The 16,137-nt window shown below is 69.9% G+C and carries 16 protein-coding genes; 5 read left to right on the top strand and 11 right to left on the bottom strand.

What is annotated here, in order from left to right:
• Positions 1-10: 10 nt before the first annotated feature.
• Positions 11-946: a hypothetical protein gene (locus ABID41_RS01605; RefSeq protein WP_354297080.1), complete on the top strand. Its 936-nt coding sequence runs from the start codon at positions 11-13 to the stop codon at positions 944-946.
• 39 nt (positions 947-985) lie between these two features.
• On the opposite strand, the gene spt is transcribed toward ABID41_RS01605, so the two are convergent.
• The 7 genes from spt to lptC form a co-directional block, all read right to left on the bottom strand.
• On the bottom strand, positions 986-2,203 hold the full coding sequence (gene spt / locus ABID41_RS01600) for a serine palmitoyltransferase (RefSeq protein ID WP_331928570.1): 1,218 nt from the start codon (positions 2,201-2,203) through the stop codon (positions 986-988).
• A gap of 3 nt (positions 2,204-2,206) precedes the next feature.
• Positions 2,207-2,458, bottom strand: a complete 252-nt coding sequence (locus ABID41_RS01595) for an acyl carrier protein (protein WP_331928568.1) — start codon at positions 2,456-2,458, stop codon at positions 2,207-2,209.
• Positions 2,459-2,486: 28 nt separating this feature from the next.
• Positions 2,487-3,485, bottom strand: coding sequence for an NAD-dependent epimerase/dehydratase family protein (locus tag ABID41_RS01590; protein WP_331928566.1), 999 nt, complete (start codon positions 3,483-3,485; stop codon positions 2,487-2,489).
• A gap of 66 nt (positions 3,486-3,551) precedes the next feature.
• Positions 3,552-5,261, bottom strand: coding sequence for a fatty acyl-AMP ligase (locus tag ABID41_RS01585; RefSeq protein WP_354297077.1), 1,710 nt, complete (start codon positions 5,259-5,261; stop codon positions 3,552-3,554).
• 43 nt (positions 5,262-5,304) lie between these two features.
• Positions 5,305-6,615: a lipopolysaccharide biosynthesis protein gene (locus ABID41_RS01580; RefSeq protein WP_354297075.1), complete on the bottom strand. Its 1,311-nt coding sequence runs from the start codon at positions 6,613-6,615 to the stop codon at positions 5,305-5,307.
• Positions 6,612-7,751, bottom strand: coding sequence for a glycerophosphotransferase (locus ABID41_RS01575; RefSeq protein WP_354297073.1), 1,140 nt, complete (start codon positions 7,749-7,751; stop codon positions 6,612-6,614). The genes ABID41_RS01580 and ABID41_RS01575 overlap by 4 nt, the downstream gene beginning before the upstream one ends.
• A gap of 3 nt (positions 7,752-7,754) precedes the next feature.
• Entirely contained in the window at positions 7,755-8,363 is a 609-nt protein-coding gene (gene lptC, locus ABID41_RS01570; RefSeq protein WP_331927642.1) for an LPS export ABC transporter periplasmic protein LptC, read from the bottom strand.
• 371 nt (positions 8,364-8,734) lie between these two features.
• Here lptC and ABID41_RS01565 point away from each other — a divergent pair, with 371 nt between their 5' ends.
• Positions 8,735-9,517 (top strand): phosphocholine cytidylyltransferase family protein, encoded by a 783-nt coding sequence (locus ABID41_RS01565; protein ID WP_331927640.1) that lies wholly within the window; start codon positions 8,735-8,737, stop codon positions 9,515-9,517.
• Between the two features lie 99 nt (positions 9,518-9,616).
• Here the strand turns inward: ABID41_RS01565 and ABID41_RS01560 are convergent, their stop codons facing one another.
• Together ABID41_RS01560 and ABID41_RS01555 are read right to left on the bottom strand one after the other, a co-directional pair.
• Positions 9,617-10,990, bottom strand: a complete 1,374-nt coding sequence (locus tag ABID41_RS01560; RefSeq protein WP_331927638.1) for an FAD-containing oxidoreductase — start codon at positions 10,988-10,990, stop codon at positions 9,617-9,619.
• Entirely contained in the window at positions 10,987-11,448 is a 462-nt protein-coding gene (locus ABID41_RS01555) for a DUF4126 domain-containing protein (RefSeq protein ID WP_331927636.1), read from the bottom strand. The genes ABID41_RS01560 and ABID41_RS01555 overlap by 4 nt, the downstream gene beginning before the upstream one ends.
• Before the next feature lie 198 nt (positions 11,449-11,646).
• On the opposite strand from ABID41_RS01555, the gene ABID41_RS01550 reads away from it, so the two are divergent.
• A complete protein-coding gene (locus ABID41_RS01550) occupies positions 11,647-12,444 on the top strand; it encodes a class I SAM-dependent methyltransferase (RefSeq protein ID WP_331927634.1) in 798 nt (265 codons plus the stop codon).
• Between the two features lie 36 nt (positions 12,445-12,480).
• On the opposite strand, the gene ABID41_RS01545 is transcribed toward ABID41_RS01550, so the two are convergent.
• Together ABID41_RS01545 and ABID41_RS01540 are read right to left on the bottom strand one after the other, a co-directional pair.
• Positions 12,481-12,867 (bottom strand): DUF3597 domain-containing protein, encoded by a 387-nt coding sequence (locus ABID41_RS01545; RefSeq protein WP_354297070.1) that lies wholly within the window; start codon positions 12,865-12,867, stop codon positions 12,481-12,483.
• A 202-nt stretch (positions 12,868-13,069) separates the two neighbouring features.
• Complete coding sequence (locus ABID41_RS01540) at positions 13,070-14,266, bottom strand: M24 family metallopeptidase (protein ID WP_331932995.1); 1,197 nt, start codon at positions 14,264-14,266, stop codon at positions 13,070-13,072.
• 59 nt (positions 14,267-14,325) lie between these two features.
• Here ABID41_RS01540 and ABID41_RS01535 point away from each other — a divergent pair, with 59 nt between their 5' ends.
• Positions 14,326-14,823: a GAF domain-containing protein gene (locus ABID41_RS01535; protein WP_331932996.1), complete on the top strand. Its 498-nt coding sequence runs from the start codon at positions 14,326-14,328 to the stop codon at positions 14,821-14,823.
• Between the two features lie 140 nt (positions 14,824-14,963).
• The gene (locus tag ABID41_RS01530) at positions 14,964-16,136 is read left to right on the top strand and encodes an acetyl-CoA C-acetyltransferase (RefSeq protein ID WP_331932997.1); all 1,173 of its coding nucleotides are present in this window, start codon (positions 14,964-14,966) and stop codon (positions 16,134-16,136) included.
• The last annotated feature ends 1 nt before the right edge of the window (position 16,137 follow it).

Here is a 16,137-nt window from a genome sequence, read left to right as displayed (position 1 = left end):
GTTCGGCACCATGACCGGCGCGCTGGACGCCCTGGTGGCGGCCGAGCTGGATCAGGCCGCGCCCGAGCACGCCCGCGCGATGGGCGCGGAGATGGCGCGGCGGTTCGCGCACGCCGGCGCGGTGCTGTTCTACGGATCGGTGCTGCGGACCGGCGACCTAGACGGGGTGATGGACTTCTATGTCCTAACCGACCGGCCGCGGCCCGGGCTGCGGGGCCTGGCGGGGCGGGTGATCTGGCCGGACGTCAGCTATCACGAGTTCGAGCACGGCGGCCGGGTCCACCGGGCCAAGGTCGCCTCCATGACCCTGGCGCAGTTCGAGCGGGCGGTGACCGGGCAGGGGGCGGACACCACGATCTGGACCCGCTTCGTCCAGCCCTGCGCGCTGATCTGGGCGGCGGATGAGACGCGGGCGCAGGCGGTGCGGGCGGCGGTGGCCCAGGCGGCGATGACGGCGGCCAGGTTCGCCGCGGTGGTCGGACCGAGGGAGGGAACCGCGGCGGACTACTGGACGGCGCTGTTCCGCCAGACCTATGCGGCCGAACTGCGGGTGGAGCCGAAGGGGCGCGAGGCGCAGATCCTGGCGGTCGCGCCGGGCCGGTACGAAGCGATCCTGCCGGCGGCGTGGGCTGGCGCCGGGATCTGCTACGAGGCGCTGGCGGCCGGCCGGCTGCGGCCGCAGATGGCGCGGGGCGAACGGGCGCGGGCGGGCCGCGCCTGGCGGCTGCGGCGGGCGCTGGGCAAGCCGCTGAACGTGACGCGGCTTATCAAGGCGGCCTTCACCTTCGAGGGGGCCGCGCGCTATGCGGCCTGGAAGATCGAGCGGCATACCGGCCTGCCGGTGCCGCTGACGCCGTGGCGCGAGCGGCACGTAATCCTGGCCGCGCCGGGGATGGCCTGGCGGCTGTGGCAGGCGCGACGGGCGCGGCAGGAGGCGGAGAGGTAGGACTTCTCCCTCCAAGAAGGGGAGGGAGAGAGGTTCTTCCTACGCGATGGCGGCGCGCTTGGGTTCGGCCAGGACGCCGAGTTCGCGGGCGACGCGTTCGACCGTGGCCAGAACCTCGGCGATCTGTTCGGGCGTGTGGGCGGCGCTGATGCTGGAGCGGAGCAGCGGGCGGCTGTCCGGGGTGGCCGGCGGCAGGGCGAGGTTCAGGTAGACGCCGTTCTGCAGCAGGGCGTTCCACATCATCACGGCGCTGACCTGGTCGGGCATGGTGATGGCGACGATCGGGCTGCAGTTCGGGCCGGTCTGGAAGCCCAGGTTCTGCAGGCCCTCGTAGAGATGGCGGGCGTTGGCGTGCAGCTTGTGGCGCAGGGCCGGCGTTTCCTGCAGCTTGCGCAGGGAGGTCAGGGTCGAGGCGACCACCGCCGGCGGCAGCGAGGCGGTGAACATGTACGGCCGGCAGACGACGCGCATGACCTCGAAGTTCGGAAGGTCGGAAACCACGAAGCCGCCGACCGAGCCGAGGCTCTTGGAGAAGGTGCCGACGATGATGTCGACGTCTTCCTCGACGCCGACTTCCTCGGCCAGGCCGCGGCCATTGGCGCCAAGCACGCCCATGGAGTGGGCTTCGTCCACGAGGAGATAGGCGCCCATCTCCTTCTTCACGGCGACCATCTCCTTCAGCGGAGCGACGTCGCCGAGCATTGAATAGATGCCTTCGACCACGACCAGCTTCTCGCCGGGCGTGTCCTTCAGGCGGCGCAGGCGCTTGTAGAGGTCTTCCGGGTCGTTGTGGCGGAAGCGAGTGACCTCGGCCTGACCCATGCGCGCGCCGTCATAGATGCTGGCGTGGCTGTCGGCGTCGAGAATCAGGTGGTCGTCGCGGCCCACCAAGGTCGACAGCAGGCCAAGATTGGCCTGGTAGCCGGTGGTGAAGACCATCGAATGCTTGCGGCCGTAGTATTCGCCCAGCGCCTTTTCGAGGGCCACGTGGCCGTCATAGCTGCCGTTGGCGATCCGCGAACCCGTGGTGCCGGTGCCGCGCTCGCGCACCGCGCGCACGGAGTCCTCGATACAGTCGGGATCGAAGGTCAGGCCGAGATAGTTGTTGGTGCCCAGGAGGATCGTCCTGCGCCCCTCGATCACGCCTTCGGTCGGAGAGGTCACGGAATCGAAGCGAACGCTGAAGGGGTCAGCGGACGCGTTACGGATCGCCTCATACGCACCGCGCTGCGCGGCGTGCCTGTCGAGCAGGGCCATTGCTCAAGCCTTGTTTCGGATGGTGTCAATAAGGGACGACAGGTCGCCCACGGTTTGGACTTCGCTCAGCCGATCGATGGGGATCGAGATGTCGAAGTGATCCTCAAGCTCCATGACGATGTTCATAAGCGCGAGGGAGTCGACCGCCAGGTCGCGTGAAATGTCGGACGCCGCAGTGACATGCACGCTGCGACCTAGGACCGTCTCGGCGGCTCGCGCCACCTGGTTGACGGTGGGGTCAGAGATCAAATCCATGAGTTCTTGATGCGTCCCCCTCGAACGATCATCCGTGATCGTCGCATGTTTGGCGCCGTTCGCCGAGTGGGCCTGCTGTACCTTTTTTTAGAGGTGTCGTTAAACTGCCAAAGTTGACGCCACTTGCGACGTAGCCGTGCACGCTATGTAGGAAGCCCGAACGCAGATCGAAATGCGGTTTGGGCAGCAGATAGGGCTGTTCCTCCGGGCGGATGGCCCAGTCGCGGTGGCGGATCTCCCGAACCTTGCCGGACGTGACCATCGGAGCGTGGCCGGAACGCGGCGCCAGTGCGCCGAAGGCGGCGGCGATGTTCAGCATAAAACCCGGAATTCTAAGGTAAATCGGTGAGGCGCCGAAAACGTCGGCGGCCGTCTGCATGATGTCGCGCCAACCGTAGCCGTACGGACGCGCATCCGAAAGAGCGACAGTGAACGGGGGCTCCTGCGCGGCCAAGGCGACAATCTGTCGCGCTGCGTCCTCCACGTGCATCAGGGTGATGCTGGCCTGCCGATCGAGCAGCGGCAGGACCGGGCTCTTGGCCGCCAGCTTGAAGAGCGGCAGGGTCTCCGGGTCGCCGGGGCCATAGAGGGCCGGCGGGCGGACGACGCCGAGTCGGTCGCCGAGCACGACTCGGGCCGCTTCCTCGCCCGCGCGCTTGGTGGCGGCGTAGTCGGAGAGGGTCGGCTCGCGGGCGGCCAGGCTGGAGACCAGCAGCATCCGGCCGGTGGTGCGCTGGGCCAGGCGGCGGGCGCCCTCGGTATTGACCGTGTGGAACGCCTGCGGGGTCCAGGCCTTGGTGAGGCCGGCCAGGTGGACCACGAGGTCGGCGCCGGCGCACAGGCGGTCGAGGGCGGCGTCATCGGCGAGGTCGCCGATCACCACCTCGGGCTCGATGTCCCGCCAGAGCGGATGGATCGGGTCCTTGCGGGCGAGGATGCGGACACGCCAGCCGGCCTTGGCAAGATGGCGCACCACATGGCGGCCGAGGAAGCCGGTGGCGCCGGTGACCGCGGCGAGGCGGGTCATCGCCAGAGCCTGGTGTCCTTCTTCCCTCGCGGGAGAAGGGGTGAGTGGGCTCCCCCTCGGGCCAAGCTAGGCCACCGCCTTGTCGGTCTGGGCGGCGAGGTAGCCGGCGCGGGCGCGGGAGCGGCTGAGCTTGCCCGAGGAGGTCTGGGGCAGGGCGTGGCCGCCGACCAGGGTGACCTTGGCCTCGACACCATGGCGCAGGCGCAGGAGGTCGGTGACGTCCTGGACCAGGCGTTCGCGGACCTCGGCGTCGCTGCTGCGGCTCTGGACGAGGACGATGACGGATTCCTCCCCCTCCACGGGGACGGAGAAGGCCGCGACGTCGCCGCTGCGCAGGCCGGGAATCTCGGCCTCGGCGGTCCATTCCAGGTCCTGCGGCCAGATGTTGCGCCCGTTGAGGATGATCAGGTCCTTGATGCGGCCGGTGATGACGATCTGGCCTTCGGAGAAGTAGCCGAGGTCGCCGGTGTCGAGCCAACCGTCGGCGCCGAGGATGTCGGCGCTGGCCTGGGGTTGCTCGAAATAGCCCTTCATGAGGCTGGGACCTCGGGCGAAAATGCGGCCGACCTGGCGCTCGCCCAGAACCTCCCCGTACTCGTTGCGGACCTGCAGCTCGTGATGGGGGAGGGGGCGGCCGCAGCGGGCGAAGTCGCGAGCGCGCGAGCCGGCGGTCGCCGCGATGGCCTGGGCGTCCTGCTCGAGCCGGTCGACGTCGAGGGTTTCGGCCACGAGGCCCTCGCCGAGGGGGGCCATGGAGAGGGCCAGCGTCGCCTCGGCCATGCCGTAGCTGGCGACATAGGCCTTGGGCGAGAAGCCGACGGCGGCGAAGGCCTGCTCGAACTCGCGCAGGGGCGGCAGGCGGATCATGTCGCCGCCGAGGCCGGCGATGCGCCAGCCGGAAAGGTCGAGGTGGTCGATGGCCGCGTTCTGGGCGCGGCGGGCGCACAGCTCGTAGCCGAAGGTCGGGCTGTAGGAGACGGTGGCGCCGTTGCGGCCGATCAGGTCCAGCCAGAGCAGCGGGCGGCGCACGAAGGCGCCGGTGGGCATCAGGTCCACCGACATCTGGGCGCAGAGCGGGCTGAGCAGGAACCCGACCAGGCCCATGTCGTGATAGAGCGGCAGCCAGGAGATGGCGCGGTCGGCCGGCTTCACCTGCAGGCCGTCGCGGGTGATGGCGACGGCGTTGGCCATCAGGGCGCGGTGGGTGACGAGCACGCCGGTGGGGAAGCGGGTGCTGCCGGAGGAGAACTGCAGGTAGCAGGGATCGTCGGGGCCGATGGCCGGCAACTCGGCGGAGGCCTCTGCGGGCAGGTCGGCGAGCGTGCCGGCGAAGGTCAGGCCCTGGCCTTCGGCGATCTCGGCGACCCATTCGGCCAGGCCCGCGGGACCGACGAGGGCGGCGGCCCTGGCGGCGTCCAGCATCCGGCGGATCTGCTCGACATAGGCCGCGCGCCCGCCCAGCGGCGTCGGTAGCGGCAGGGGCGCAGGCAGCAGGCCGGCGTACTGGCAGGCGAAGAAGGCGCGCACGAAATCGCCGTCGGTCTCGGCGACCAGGCCGACCCGGTCGCCGGGCGCAAGGCCCGCGGCCAGCAGCCGCTGGGCGTAGTCGAGGGCCTGCTGGCGCAACGTCTGGTAGGGCAGGACTTCGGCCAGTTCGCCGCGCAGGCCGTGGAGGTTGACGCCGGTGGCGCCCTGGGCGGCGTAATCCAGCGCCGCAACGAGCGTCGGGAAGTCGGCAAGCCGCACGTCGCGCTCGGGTTGGGTGGGGGTGATCATAGTGTCCCGCCTTTCGCTCTCTTCGGGGCGGTAACGCAAGAGTTTACTGCGCGGCCTTTGCGCGGCCCATCAGTCGGCGGAGGCTGAGAAGCAGGCCAAGGGCGGTGGCCGCGGCGGCCGCAATAAGCACGACGCCGCCGCCTTCCAGGCCATGGCGCGAGATCACCTGGGGCAGGGCGATCAGGAAGACGATGGCGACGATCAGGCGCACGCGCACCACCATGCCGGGGCGGCCCATGGAGACCAGCATCGGCTCCAGCGGCAGGGCCCAGACGCCGATCACCGCGGCGGCGACCTGCAGGATCATGGTCGGGGCGGCGGGGGCGAAGGCGTCGCCCATGACCAGGCGCAGCAGCGCCTCGCCTGCGAAGACCGCGACCAGCAGGAGGACGGTGGCGAAGGCGCCGCCGATCAGGCCGATGCGGATCGCCAGCCGGTGCATGTCGGCCTCGGCCCCGCTGGCGCGGGCCTTGGCGAGCTCGGGATAGAGGGCGGGGATCAGCAGGCGGGCCGGCTTGGCCAGGGCGTCGGCGATCTGGCGCGCCACCCGCCAGAGGCCGGCCTCGGTGGCGCCGACGACGGCCCCGACGGTGAGGGTGGCCACGTGGGTGAAGGCGACGTCGAGGGTGGCCGAGGCGTTGGTGGCCCAGGCGAAGCGCCAGGCTCCGGGCATGCCGGCGGTCAGCGGGCCCGACCACGGGAAGTTCGCCAGCAGGCCGCGGCGGCCGAGCTCGCGCCAGGCGCAGACCGCGACATAGAGGAAGGCGGCCACCGAGCCGGCGCCCCAGGTGATCAGGAAGAAGCCGACGGGGGCGTCGATCGCAAAGCCGACCAGGCCGCCGGCCAGCCTGACGGCCGAGGAGATGGCCTGCTGCATGGAGAGCAGGGCGAAGCGGTCGAAGAGCCGCAGCAGCCCGATCTGGCAGGCCGGGGCCAGCGCCGCGATGGTGAGCGCATAGAGGGCGGCGTTCCCGCGCATGTCCTCGGGCAGGCCGAGGGCGGGCCCGAAGACCAGCGAGCCGACCACCCCGACCGCGACCCCGGCCAGGGCGCTGATCAGGTCGAGGACGACGCCGAAACGCACCACCCGCTGGAAGTCTTCGCGCCGGCCCTCGGCGAGGGGCGCGGCGCCGAACTGCAGCACCGCCTGCCAGGACTGGAAGCGCACCACGTCGCCGACGAACTGGGCGAAGGTGTTGATGAGCACCAGGACGCCGAACTCGGCCACGCCCAGGGCGCGGGCGGCGAGCGCCATGTAGCCGAGGCTGATCACCGCATTAACCGAGCGTCCGCCCAGCAGCATGCCGGCGTTGGCGAAGATGCGGCCAAGGCCCTCCTTGGCGGAGTTGGTCAAGGCGCGGGCCTCGCGCCCAGGCGCACGGCGATGGCCTCGGCCGCGCGGAGGGAGGACGAGCGGGCCTGGAGGTCGAAGCTCTCGGCGAAGCCGGCCTGCTGCTCGGCGATATAGTCGCCATGACCGGCGATGGCCGAGGCGATGGCGGCGGGCAGGCCGGCGACGCTGTCCAGCACCGGGCCGTAGAGCCAGTGGCGATAGCTCTCGTCGCCGCGCCAGGCGACGCCATGGGCGTTGAGGAACACCGCCGGCCTGGGCGTGCGCAGGAACTCGTAAATCTGGCTGGAGACGTCGCCGAGATAGACGTCCGCCACGCGGGTGTAGGTCATGTCGATGGCGGCCGGCCCGCCCAGGTCGACGTGGACGCGGGGATGGCCCTCGAAGCGCTGCAGCGGCGTGCGGTCGGGCGCGGCCGGCTGGTCGAACAGGCGCACGTGCGGGGCGAAGATCAGGTTGAAGCGCCCGTCGTCGGCGATCTGCTCAATCACCTCCAGGCCCCAGCGCGGCCAGGAGGAGAGGCGCGGATCGAAGTGCGGGTTGTAGACGACGACCGGCCGGTCGTCGGCGAAGGGGCTCCGGGGATGGGGCGAGAGCGCCTCGACCATGTCGAACTTCGGATAGCCGACCATGGCGCAGTTTTCCGGGCGCACGAAGGCCGGGACCATGCGATCGCGCTGCTTGGGGCCGGCGGCCATCACCAGGTCGAAGACGCCCAGGCGCGGCTCGAACGGGCCGCCGCGGTCGCCGGCGCCGTGCTGGGTGTAGACCAGCAGGGGCCGCTTGACGCCCAGGCGGCGGATCAGGGCTGTGGTCCGCTCGGGCGCGACCACGGCGTCGTAGCCGGCGAAGACGCGCAGGTTGGCCAGCAGCATCGCGGCCTTGGGCGGGGTGGAGGCCTCGCCGGGATGGAACTCGCGCAGCCAGCGCGGGCCGAGCAGGCGCGGGCGCACCGGCGCGCCGCCCAGCTTGGCGAGGGCCTCCTCGATATAGTCGAGGTGGGCGGGAGAGGTGGCGGCCAGGTCGACCTGGAACTGCGGCCAGTTGCGGGCCAGCTCGATGGCGATCGAGAGGCTGTGCAGGATCTGGTGGGTCTGCGCGATGTAGAGGAAGCAGACCTTCTTGGCGGGTTGGGCCACGGCTTAGTTCTGCGGCGTGAAGCGGCCGCGCACCCCGCCCTTCATGATCAGGCGGTCGCCCTTCTCCTCGACCGAATAGTCGCCGGACTGGATCTGGGTCTCGCCGCTGTCGATCCGCAGGCCGCTCTGGCCGCTGACCGAGCCGGTGCGGGTGTCGATCGCCGCGCGTTCGGCCGAGAACCTGGCGCCGGCGCCGTTGTCCATGCGCACGTCGCCGGTGAGGATCAGGGTGTGGGCGGGCTCGTCATAGATCCCGTCGCGGGCGGTGGCGGTCTGGGTGACGCCGTTCGGGTTGCGCAGCGAGAGCACCGGGGCGGTGATCAGGATGCGCCCCTCGACCTTCGGATCGCGCACGCCGCGCTCGCCGGTGATGCGAAAGGCGCGGCCGTCGGCGCTCTGGCCGGAGAAGTGCGGGCCGATCATGGCCGAGGCCTGGGTCGGCGTCGTCGGCTCGGGCTCAGCCGCGAGGCTGCGGAACGCGACCTGAATGATGCAGAGGATGACGAGCAGGCCGGCCGCGATCGGCAGGCCGCGCTTGAGGTGCGCGACCACCGACAGGCGCTTTTCGCGCCGTTCGGCTCCGTTCGAAATGACATCGGCCTGACTGGCCATGGCGGGTCCTCTGTGCGCGGCGCCGGGCGCGCGGGATTCGGCGGAGAAATACGCCTCTTTTTGCGGCGCGCCACGTTCGAGATGTGGATCAGAGCTTATTCAGCACTATCTGACATGCTGGAGCATGGAGAAAGACCAGTGCGCGGACGCGCGATCGGGTTCGGGGGCGACCTGAGATGTTAAGTATTCTGATGGCCATCCTGGGCCTTGTGCTGATATGCGCGGGCGCCGCGGGTCTTTACCTGGCCTACCGGCAGAGACGGAATGACCGCAGCTGACATGCGACCTTCCGTAGCGGCCTGCTGCATAAAGGCAGGGCGAATGTTACATCAATGCTCCGAGTCCGGGTGGGACGTTAGAAACAATTGTCCATGATGCTGAAGACCTCTGTCGAGAAGGCGATCATCCTGAGCGCTGGCCAAGGCCGGCGGCTGTCGCCGCTGACCGACGACCGCCCGAAGTGCCTGATCGACCTGGCGGGCAAGACCGTGCTGCACTGGCAGTTGCAGCACCTGGCCCAGGCCGGGATCAAGGAAGTCGTTGTCGTGACCGGCTTCGGCGCCGACCAGGTCGACGCCGAGATCGAGCGCCTGGCGCTGCCGGGCATGACCGTGCGGACCTTCTTCAACCCGTTCTACAGCGTCACCGACAACCTCGCGACCTGCTGGATGGTGCGCGAGGAGATGCGCGGTCCGTTCCTGCTGCTGAACGGCGACACCCTGTTCGAGCCGGCGATCGCCGAGCGCCTGCTGGCCGCGCCCGAGGCGCCGATCACGGTGACCATCGACCGCAAGGACTCCTACGATTCCGACGACATGAAGGTGTTCACCGACGGCGCGCGCCTGTTGGCCATCGGCAAGACCATCACCCTCTATGACGCCGAGTCGATCGGCTTCCTGCGCTTCTCGACGGAGGGCGCGGCGATGTTCGTGGCCATGGTCGAGGAAGCGTTGCGCACGCCGGAAGGCCTGAAGCGCTGGTACCTGAGCGCCATCAACGAAATGGCCCAGGCGGGCGATGCGGTCCACGTGGCCTCGATCCAGGGCCTGGAATGGGCCGAGATGGATTTCCCCGAAGACGTGGCGCGCAACCAGCAGCTCACCGAGAGCTGGGTGGAAGCCGAGGAACTCGCCGCCGCCCGCGAGGTGGCGTAGGGGCGCTGGCGAGCACCCGCGAAACCATAGGCCGCTTCCCCCTCATCCGACCTGCTTCTCAAGGCCGCCTTCTCCCGCCAGGGTAGAAGGGTTTTTCGGCTAAGGCTTCAACTCGCCCAGGACCGTGGGGATCAGTTCCGACACGGTGGGGTGGATGTGCATGGTGCGGCGCAGGCGGTCGGCGCCGGCGCCAGCGGACATGGTGTCGAGGAGGGCGTGGATCGCCTCGTCGCCTTCGACGCCGAGGATCGCGGCCCCGAGGATGCGCTCGTCGCCCGAGTCCACCACCACCTTCATGAAGCCGGCGGTTTCGCCCTTTTCCACGGCCCGGCCGACGCGGGTCATGGGGCGGACGCCGATGCGGACCTCGTGACCAGCCTGGCGGGCCTGGGTCTCGGTCATGCCGACGCGGCCGAGCGGCGGGTCGATGAAGAGGGCGTAGGTGTCGATGCGGTCGGTGACCTTGCGCCGCTCGCCGTCCAGCAGGTTGGCGGCGACAATCTCGAAGTCGTTGTAGGCGGTGTGGGTGAAGGCCCCGCGGCCGTTGCAGTCGCCCAGGGCCCAGACGCCGGGGACATTGGTCTGCAGGGCGTCGTCCACGGTGATGTAGCCGCGCGGGTCGGTGGCTATGCCCGCCGCCTCCAGGCCGAGGTCGTCGGTGTTGGGACGCCGGCCGACCGCCAGCAGGACGTGCGAGCCCTCGACGGCCCGATCACCGGACGTGCAGTCCACGCCGACGGAAACCCCGCCATCGCGCGGGGCCAACGAGATGCAGTCGGAGTCGAGACGGAAACGGACGCCTTCGGCCTCAAGGATCTCGCGGATAGCGTCGGAGACCTCCGGGTCCTCGCGGCCGATGAGGCGGGGGGTTTTCTCGACCACGGTGACCTCCGCGCCGAAGCGGCGGTACATCTGGGCGAATTCCAGGCCGATGTAGCTGCCGCCGACGATGACGAGGTGCTCGGGGACCTCGGAGAGCTCAAGGATCGTGGTGTTGGTCAGGAAGGGCGTCTCGTGGACGCCTGGCATGTCGGGCACGGCGGCGCGGCCGCCGACATTGATGAAGATGCGCGGGGCGCTGAGCCGCTCGCCGCCCACCTCCACCTGATGGGTGGAGACGAAGCGCGCATGGCCGCGAATCAGGGTCACGCCCTGCTGGCCCGCGAGGAAGGCCTCCAGGTTCGTGCGGGCATTGATCGTGACCGTGTCGGCGCGGGCCTTCACGGTGGCCATGTCGATGGAGATCGGACCAGGGAGGCGCACGCCATAAGCCTCGCCGCGGCGCGCGACATGGGCGGCGCGGGCGCTGGCGACCAGGGTCTTGGTGGGCATGCAGCCGGTGTTGACGCAGGTCCCGCCGACCAGCTTGCGCTCGATCACCGCGACGCTCATGCCGGCGCCGGCGAGGCGGGCGGCGAGGGAAGGGCCGGCCTGTCCCGCGCCGATGACGATGGCGTCGAAGGCGCGGCTCACAGCGCCCTCACGATCAGCAGGGCGCCGGCGATGGCGATGAAGTCCTCGATGAGGGCGGCCGGCAGGTCGCGACCGAAGAGCCTGGCGAGCCGCATGCGCGCCTCATAGCCGCCCAGCGTTCCGATGATCGCGCCGACGACGCCCAGCAACAGGCCGGCGGCAAGCGCGCCGTCCGCCGCGCCGATGACAGCGCCGCAGAGCGCGCCCGAGACGATGCGGCCGCCGAACGCGAATGGGGCCTTGCGGCTGGGGGTGCGAGGAAGCTGGTCGGCGACGAACTCGCCTAGCGCCAGGACGGTGAATATCCAGGCCGTCGGGGCGGCGGCCATGAAGCTGAGCGGCGTTCCTGCGACAGGCGTGAGGCCCAGGTGCGCGGCCCAGCTCATGGCGGCCGGCGCGGTCATGGTCCGCAGGCCCGCGACAACGCCGATCAGCAGGGCGAGGACGTAGAGGGTCATCTGGCTTCCTTTCGCCGTCCTTCTCGCTCGGCAGGAGACGGTGGTTCTAACCGAAACGGGGATGACATCGGGGAATGGGCACGACGGGTTCCTTTGCTTCGGACGCGGGAACTGGTGGCGGCGCAGTGGGTCTGGCGATTAGGCGCAGGTTTCTGCGAAGCTGCAATGTGAACGGTGGTGACGATCAGGGGAGGCGGCATGAGCGCTTGGACCAGCGCGGACTATCTGAGGGGCGAGCAGTACCGGGATTCATCGAAGCTGGCGGTGCGCGCGAGCCTGCACGGGCATGGCCGCGGCGACTGGTTCGAGTGGGTGGCGCGGCAGGTTCGCTGGCCGATGGCCGGGGAGGTGCTGGAGCTGGGCTGCGGCGCCGGCTGGTTGTGGGAGAAGGGCGCGGGCGACATTCCCGAAGACCTCTCGCTGACTCTGAGCGACCTCTCGCCGGGCATGGTGAAGGAGGCTGTGGGCAGGGCCGAGTCGGTGGGGCGGTGGCGAAGGCCTCGGGGGCAGGTGGCGGACGCCGCGGCTCTGCCGTTCGAGGACGAGAGCTTCGACCTCGTGCTGGCCATGCACATGCTCTACCACCTGAGCGATCCGGCCGCGGGAGTTCGAGAGATCGCCCGGGTGCTGAGGCCGGGCGGGATGGCGGTGGCGGCGACCAACGGCCGCGAGACCATGGCCGAGCTCTTCGCCCTGAAGGCGGCGGTGTTCGGCGGGGCGGGGCGCGACGAACTGATCGACGGGTTCAACCTGGAGAACGGCGCTGGTCTGCTGGCCTCGGCGTTCGAGAAGGTCGAGCTTGTCGCCTACGACGATGCGCTGACGATCCCCGATCCCGAGGCGGTGCTCGCCTACCTCACTTCGAGCCCGCCAGGCGACCAGGCGGGACCGGCCGAGCTGGAGGCCCTGCGCGGTGAGATAGCGGCGGTCTTCGAGGCGGGCGGCGGCGTCTTCCGGGTGCGGAAGTCGTCAGGCCTGTTCGTTTGCAGGAAGTAACGGCGCGTCAGCGATAGGCCGGCGCGCCGAGGGGCTTCAATCGCGCAGGCTGGCCGGGATCACGCCGCCGTTCTTTTCGAGGGCGGCCCAGACGGCTTTCTGCAGGGCGATGTTCTGTTCGGCGCTGCCGTGCGGGCCGGCGGCGACGCCCAGCTCGGCGGCGAGCTCCTTGCGGGCGTCGAGGCTGGAGTCGAGGTCGAGCATCTTCAGCAGGTCGACGATCGAGGTGCGCCAGTTGCCGCCGCCGCCCTTGGACGACGCCAGTTCGGTCAGCACGGCTTCGACATCGACCGGTTCGGGCGGAGGCGGCGGCGGTGCGGCCGCGGCGGGCGCCGCGGCAGGAGTCGGAGCCGGAGCCGCCGGCGCGGCGGCCGGCTTCTTGCGGTGGAAAATCTTATCCATGATCGAGCTGAACACGCCCATGAGCCAGTCTCCCTGATGGTGGCCCGACTAAAAGGCGGAGCTTGCGGGGGTGGTTCCGCATTGAGGCGGGGCTTTGGCCGCCCGATACATTTGTTGATCGCGTCCCTCCCCTCGATGAGGAGGGCGATCGCATATGGCCCGGGACGGGCAGGTTCCGCCGTTCAGATCGATAGCCACCCATCGCCGGGAGGGAGACGACGGGTCAGCCGAAGGGGCGGTCGAGGCTGGGCTGGGGCTGGGTGAACCAGGCCGCGCCGTCGGCGGTGACGTGGAAGTGGTCTTCCAGGCGGACGCCGAATTCGTCGGGGATGACGATCATCGGCTCGTTGGAGAAGCACATGCCGGGCGCCAGCGGGGTGCGGTCTCCGCGGACCAGATAGGGCGCCTCGTGGATCGAGAGGCCGATGCCGTGGCCGGTGCGGTGGGGCAGGCCCGGCAGTTCGTAGTCGGGGCCGAGGCCGGCCTGGGCGAGGATGGCGCGGGCGACGGCGTCGATCTCCTCGCAGGGGACGCCGGGCTTGACGGCGGCGAAGGCGGCGGCCTGGGCGCGCTGCTCGATCTCCCAGATGCGGCGCTGCTCGGGGGAGGCCTCGCCGAAGACATAGGTGCGGGTGATGTCGGAGTTGTAGCCCTGGACCTGGCAGCCAGTGTCGATGAGGACGATCTGGCCGTCCTCCAGGGCCTGTTCGCCGGGCAGGCCATGCGGATAGGCGCTGGCCCGGCCGAACTGCACCGCGCAGAAGGACGAACCGTTGTCGGCTCCCAGGGCCCGGTGCGCCTGGTCGATGAAGCGGCGGACCTCGCCGGTGGTGATCCCCGGCTTCAGGATGCGGGCGGCGCGCCGGTGGACCTCCAGCGTCATGGCCTTGGCCTGGGACATGAGGGCGAGCTCGGCGGCCGACTTGATCATGCGGCAACCGTCGACCACCGGGGCGCCGTCGAGGAGTTTCAGGCTCGGGGCGGCCTTGGCGATTCCGTTCACGACGAAGAAGGGCAGGGCGGGGTCGATGGCCAGGGCGCTCGCGCCGTCCGCCGCGCGGGCCACGAGGGCGTAGGGGCTTTCGTGCTCTTCCCAGAGCAGCAGCTCGGCCTCGACGCCGAGGGAGGCTTCCAGGGAACCGAGCTCGAAGCGCGGGCAGACCATGCGCGGCGGCCCTTCCAGCGGCAGGACTATGGCGACCAGGCGCTCGGTGGCGCCCCAGGGGACGCCGGCGAAATAGCGCAGGCTGGCTCCGGCGCCGATGATCAGCGCCTCGGCGCCGATCTGGCGCATCAGCTCGCGGGCGCGGGCCAGGCGGGCGTGGCGCTCCTGGGCGGTGATGGCGGGCGCAGGATTGGGCCAGGGCTTCAGTTCCGCGAGCTCGGCCTGGGCCGTCGATCCGCCGATGCCGTTGGTCATGGGAAGCTCCGTCTGGAGGGCGCTAGCGAGGTGTCCGGAGCGACCGTATATAGCCGGCCATGGCCGAAGCCTTCAACGAACTCACCCTGCCCGCCGCCAAGGCCGAGCGCTACGCCGTGCTCGCCGAGGAGATCGCCTCCGTGCTGGACGGGGAGCCGAACCTGACCGCCCGGATGGCGACGCTCGCCTCCATGCTGGCGGCGAGCTTTCCGAGCTTCTTCTGGACCGGGTTCTACGTGGTCGATCCGGAGAAGAAGGACGAGCTGGTGGTCGGGCCCTACCAGGGGACGCTGGGGTGCCTGCGCATCGCCTTCGGGCGCGGGGTCTGCGGGGCGGCGGCGGCGAGCCGCCAGACCCAGGTCGTGCCGGACGTCAACGCCTTCCCAGGGCACATCGCCTGCGACAGCCGCTCGGCCAGCGAGGTCGTGGTTCCGGTGTTCGGGAAAGACGGCGAACTGATCGCGGTGCTCGACGTGGACGCCACGGAGCTGGCCGCGTTCGACGAGATCGACGCGGCCTGGCTGGAAAAGATCCTGGCGGCGACGTTTTCAGGCTGACGGGCGGTGCGCGCCCCCTCCGTCTCGCGCCGCGGGGGAGGATTTGGGTGGGGTGCGGCCCCTGGTTGGCTTACGCCGCGTCGCGTCCTTACATGAATCCCCGAAGCGCGGGCGAACGCGCATTTATCGGGAGCGAAACCATGGGCGAAGCCTATATCGTCGCAGCGACGCGCACCGCCGGCGGGCGCAAGGGCGGCAAGCTGAAGGACTGGCATCCGGTCGATCTGGGCGCGGTCGTGATCAACGAACTGATGGACCGCACGGGCGCCGATCCGGCCCTGGTCGAGGACGTGATCATGGGCTGCGTCGGCCAGGTCGGCGAGCAGTCGATCAATGTCGGGCGCAATGCGGTGCTGGCCTCCAAGCTGCCGGAAAGCGTGCCGGGCACCAGCGTCGACCGCCAGTGCGGCTCCTCGCAGCAGGCGCTGCAATACGCGGCCCAGGCGGTGATGAGCGGAACCATGGACGTGGTGATCGCCGCGGGGGTCGAGAGCATGACGCGCGTGCCGATGGGCCTGTCGGCGGCGCTGCCCGCCCAGAACGGCTTTGGCCAGTACATGAGCCCGCGGATGCAGGCGCGCTATCCCAACATCCAGTTCAGCCAGTTCATGGGCGCCGAGATGGTGGCGGCCAAGTACGGCCTGACCAAGGACGAGATCGACGAGTACAGCTTCCAGTCGCACCAGCGTGCGATCGCCGCGACCCAGGCCGGGAATTTCAAGAACGAGATCGTCGGGGTCGAGGTCGTGGGCCCGGACGGCTCCAAGAGCATCCACAACGTCGATGAAGGCATCCGCTTCGACGCCAGCCTGGACGCCATCAAGGGCGTGAAGCTGCTGGCCGAGGGCGGGCGGCTGACGGCGGCCTCGTCCAGCCAGATCTGCGACGGCGCCTCGGGCGTGATGGTGGTCTCCGAGGCGGGCCTGAAGGCATTGGGCGTGAAGCCGCTGGCCCGCATCCATCACCTGTCGGTGCTGGGCCACGATCCGGTGATCATGCTGGAGGCTCCGCTTCCGGCGACCGAACGGGCGCTGAAGAAGGCCGGGATGAAGATCGGCGACATCGACGCCTTCGAGGTCAACGAGGCGTTCGGGTCGGTGCCGGTGGCCTACATCAAGTCGCTGGGCGTCGATCCGGCCAAGATCAACGTCAACGGCGGCGCCATCGCGCTCGGCCACCCGCTGGGCGCATCGGGCACGAAGCTGATGGCGACCCTGCTGAACGTCCTGGAACAGAAGGGCGGCCGCTATGGGCTACAGACGATGTGCGAAGGCGGTGGTATGGCCAACGTGACCATCGTCGAACGTCTCTAGA

It is taken from the genome of Phenylobacterium koreense, from assembly GCF_040545335.1.
Classification (GTDB): domain Bacteria; phylum Pseudomonadota; class Alphaproteobacteria; order Caulobacterales; family Caulobacteraceae; genus Phenylobacterium; species Phenylobacterium koreense.
The sequence above is the reverse complement of the archived record's forward strand: the minus strand, read 5'-3'. Positions and strand labels throughout refer to the sequence as shown.

Coding starts and splice junctions, on each gene's coding strand:
- ABID41_RS01585 (WP_354297077.1), bottom strand. CDS start 5,261: ATGATCACCCCCACCCAACCCGAGCGCGACGTGCGGCTTGCCGACTTC.
- ABID41_RS01550 (WP_331927634.1), top strand. CDS start 11,647: ATGAGCGCTTGGACCAGCGCGGACTATCTGAGGGGCGAGCAGTACCGG.
- ABID41_RS01540 (WP_331932995.1), bottom strand. CDS start 14,266: ATGACCAACGGCATCGGCGGATCGACGGCCCAGGCCGAGCTCGCGGAA.
- ABID41_RS01535 (WP_331932996.1), top strand. CDS start 14,326: ATGGCCGAAGCCTTCAACGAACTCACCCTGCCCGCCGCCAAGGCCGAG.
- ABID41_RS01565 (WP_331927640.1), top strand. CDS start 8,735: ATGATGCTGAAGACCTCTGTCGAGAAGGCGATCATCCTGAGCGCTGGC.
- ABID41_RS01605 (WP_354297080.1), top strand. CDS start 11: ATGACCGGCGCGCTGGACGCCCTGGTGGCGGCCGAGCTGGATCAGGCC.
- ABID41_RS01555 (WP_331927636.1), bottom strand. CDS start 11,448: ATGACCCTCTACGTCCTCGCCCTGCTGATCGGCGTTGTCGCGGGCCTG.
- ABID41_RS01545 (WP_354297070.1), bottom strand. CDS start 12,867: ATGGGCGTGTTCAGCTCGATCATGGATAAGATTTTCCACCGCAAGAAG.
- ABID41_RS01590 (WP_331928566.1), bottom strand. CDS start 3,485: ATGACCCGCCTCGCCGCGGTCACCGGCGCCACCGGCTTCCTCGGCCGC.
- ABID41_RS01530 (WP_331932997.1), top strand. CDS start 14,964: ATGGGCGAAGCCTATATCGTCGCAGCGACGCGCACCGCCGGCGGGCGC.
- lptC (WP_331927642.1), bottom strand. CDS start 8,363: ATGGCCAGTCAGGCCGATGTCATTTCGAACGGAGCCGAACGGCGCGAA.
- spt (WP_331928570.1), bottom strand. CDS start 2,203: ATGGCCCTGCTCGACAGGCACGCCGCGCAGCGCGGTGCGTATGAGGCG.
- ABID41_RS01595 (WP_331928568.1), bottom strand. CDS start 2,458: ATGGATTTGATCTCTGACCCCACCGTCAACCAGGTGGCGCGAGCCGCC.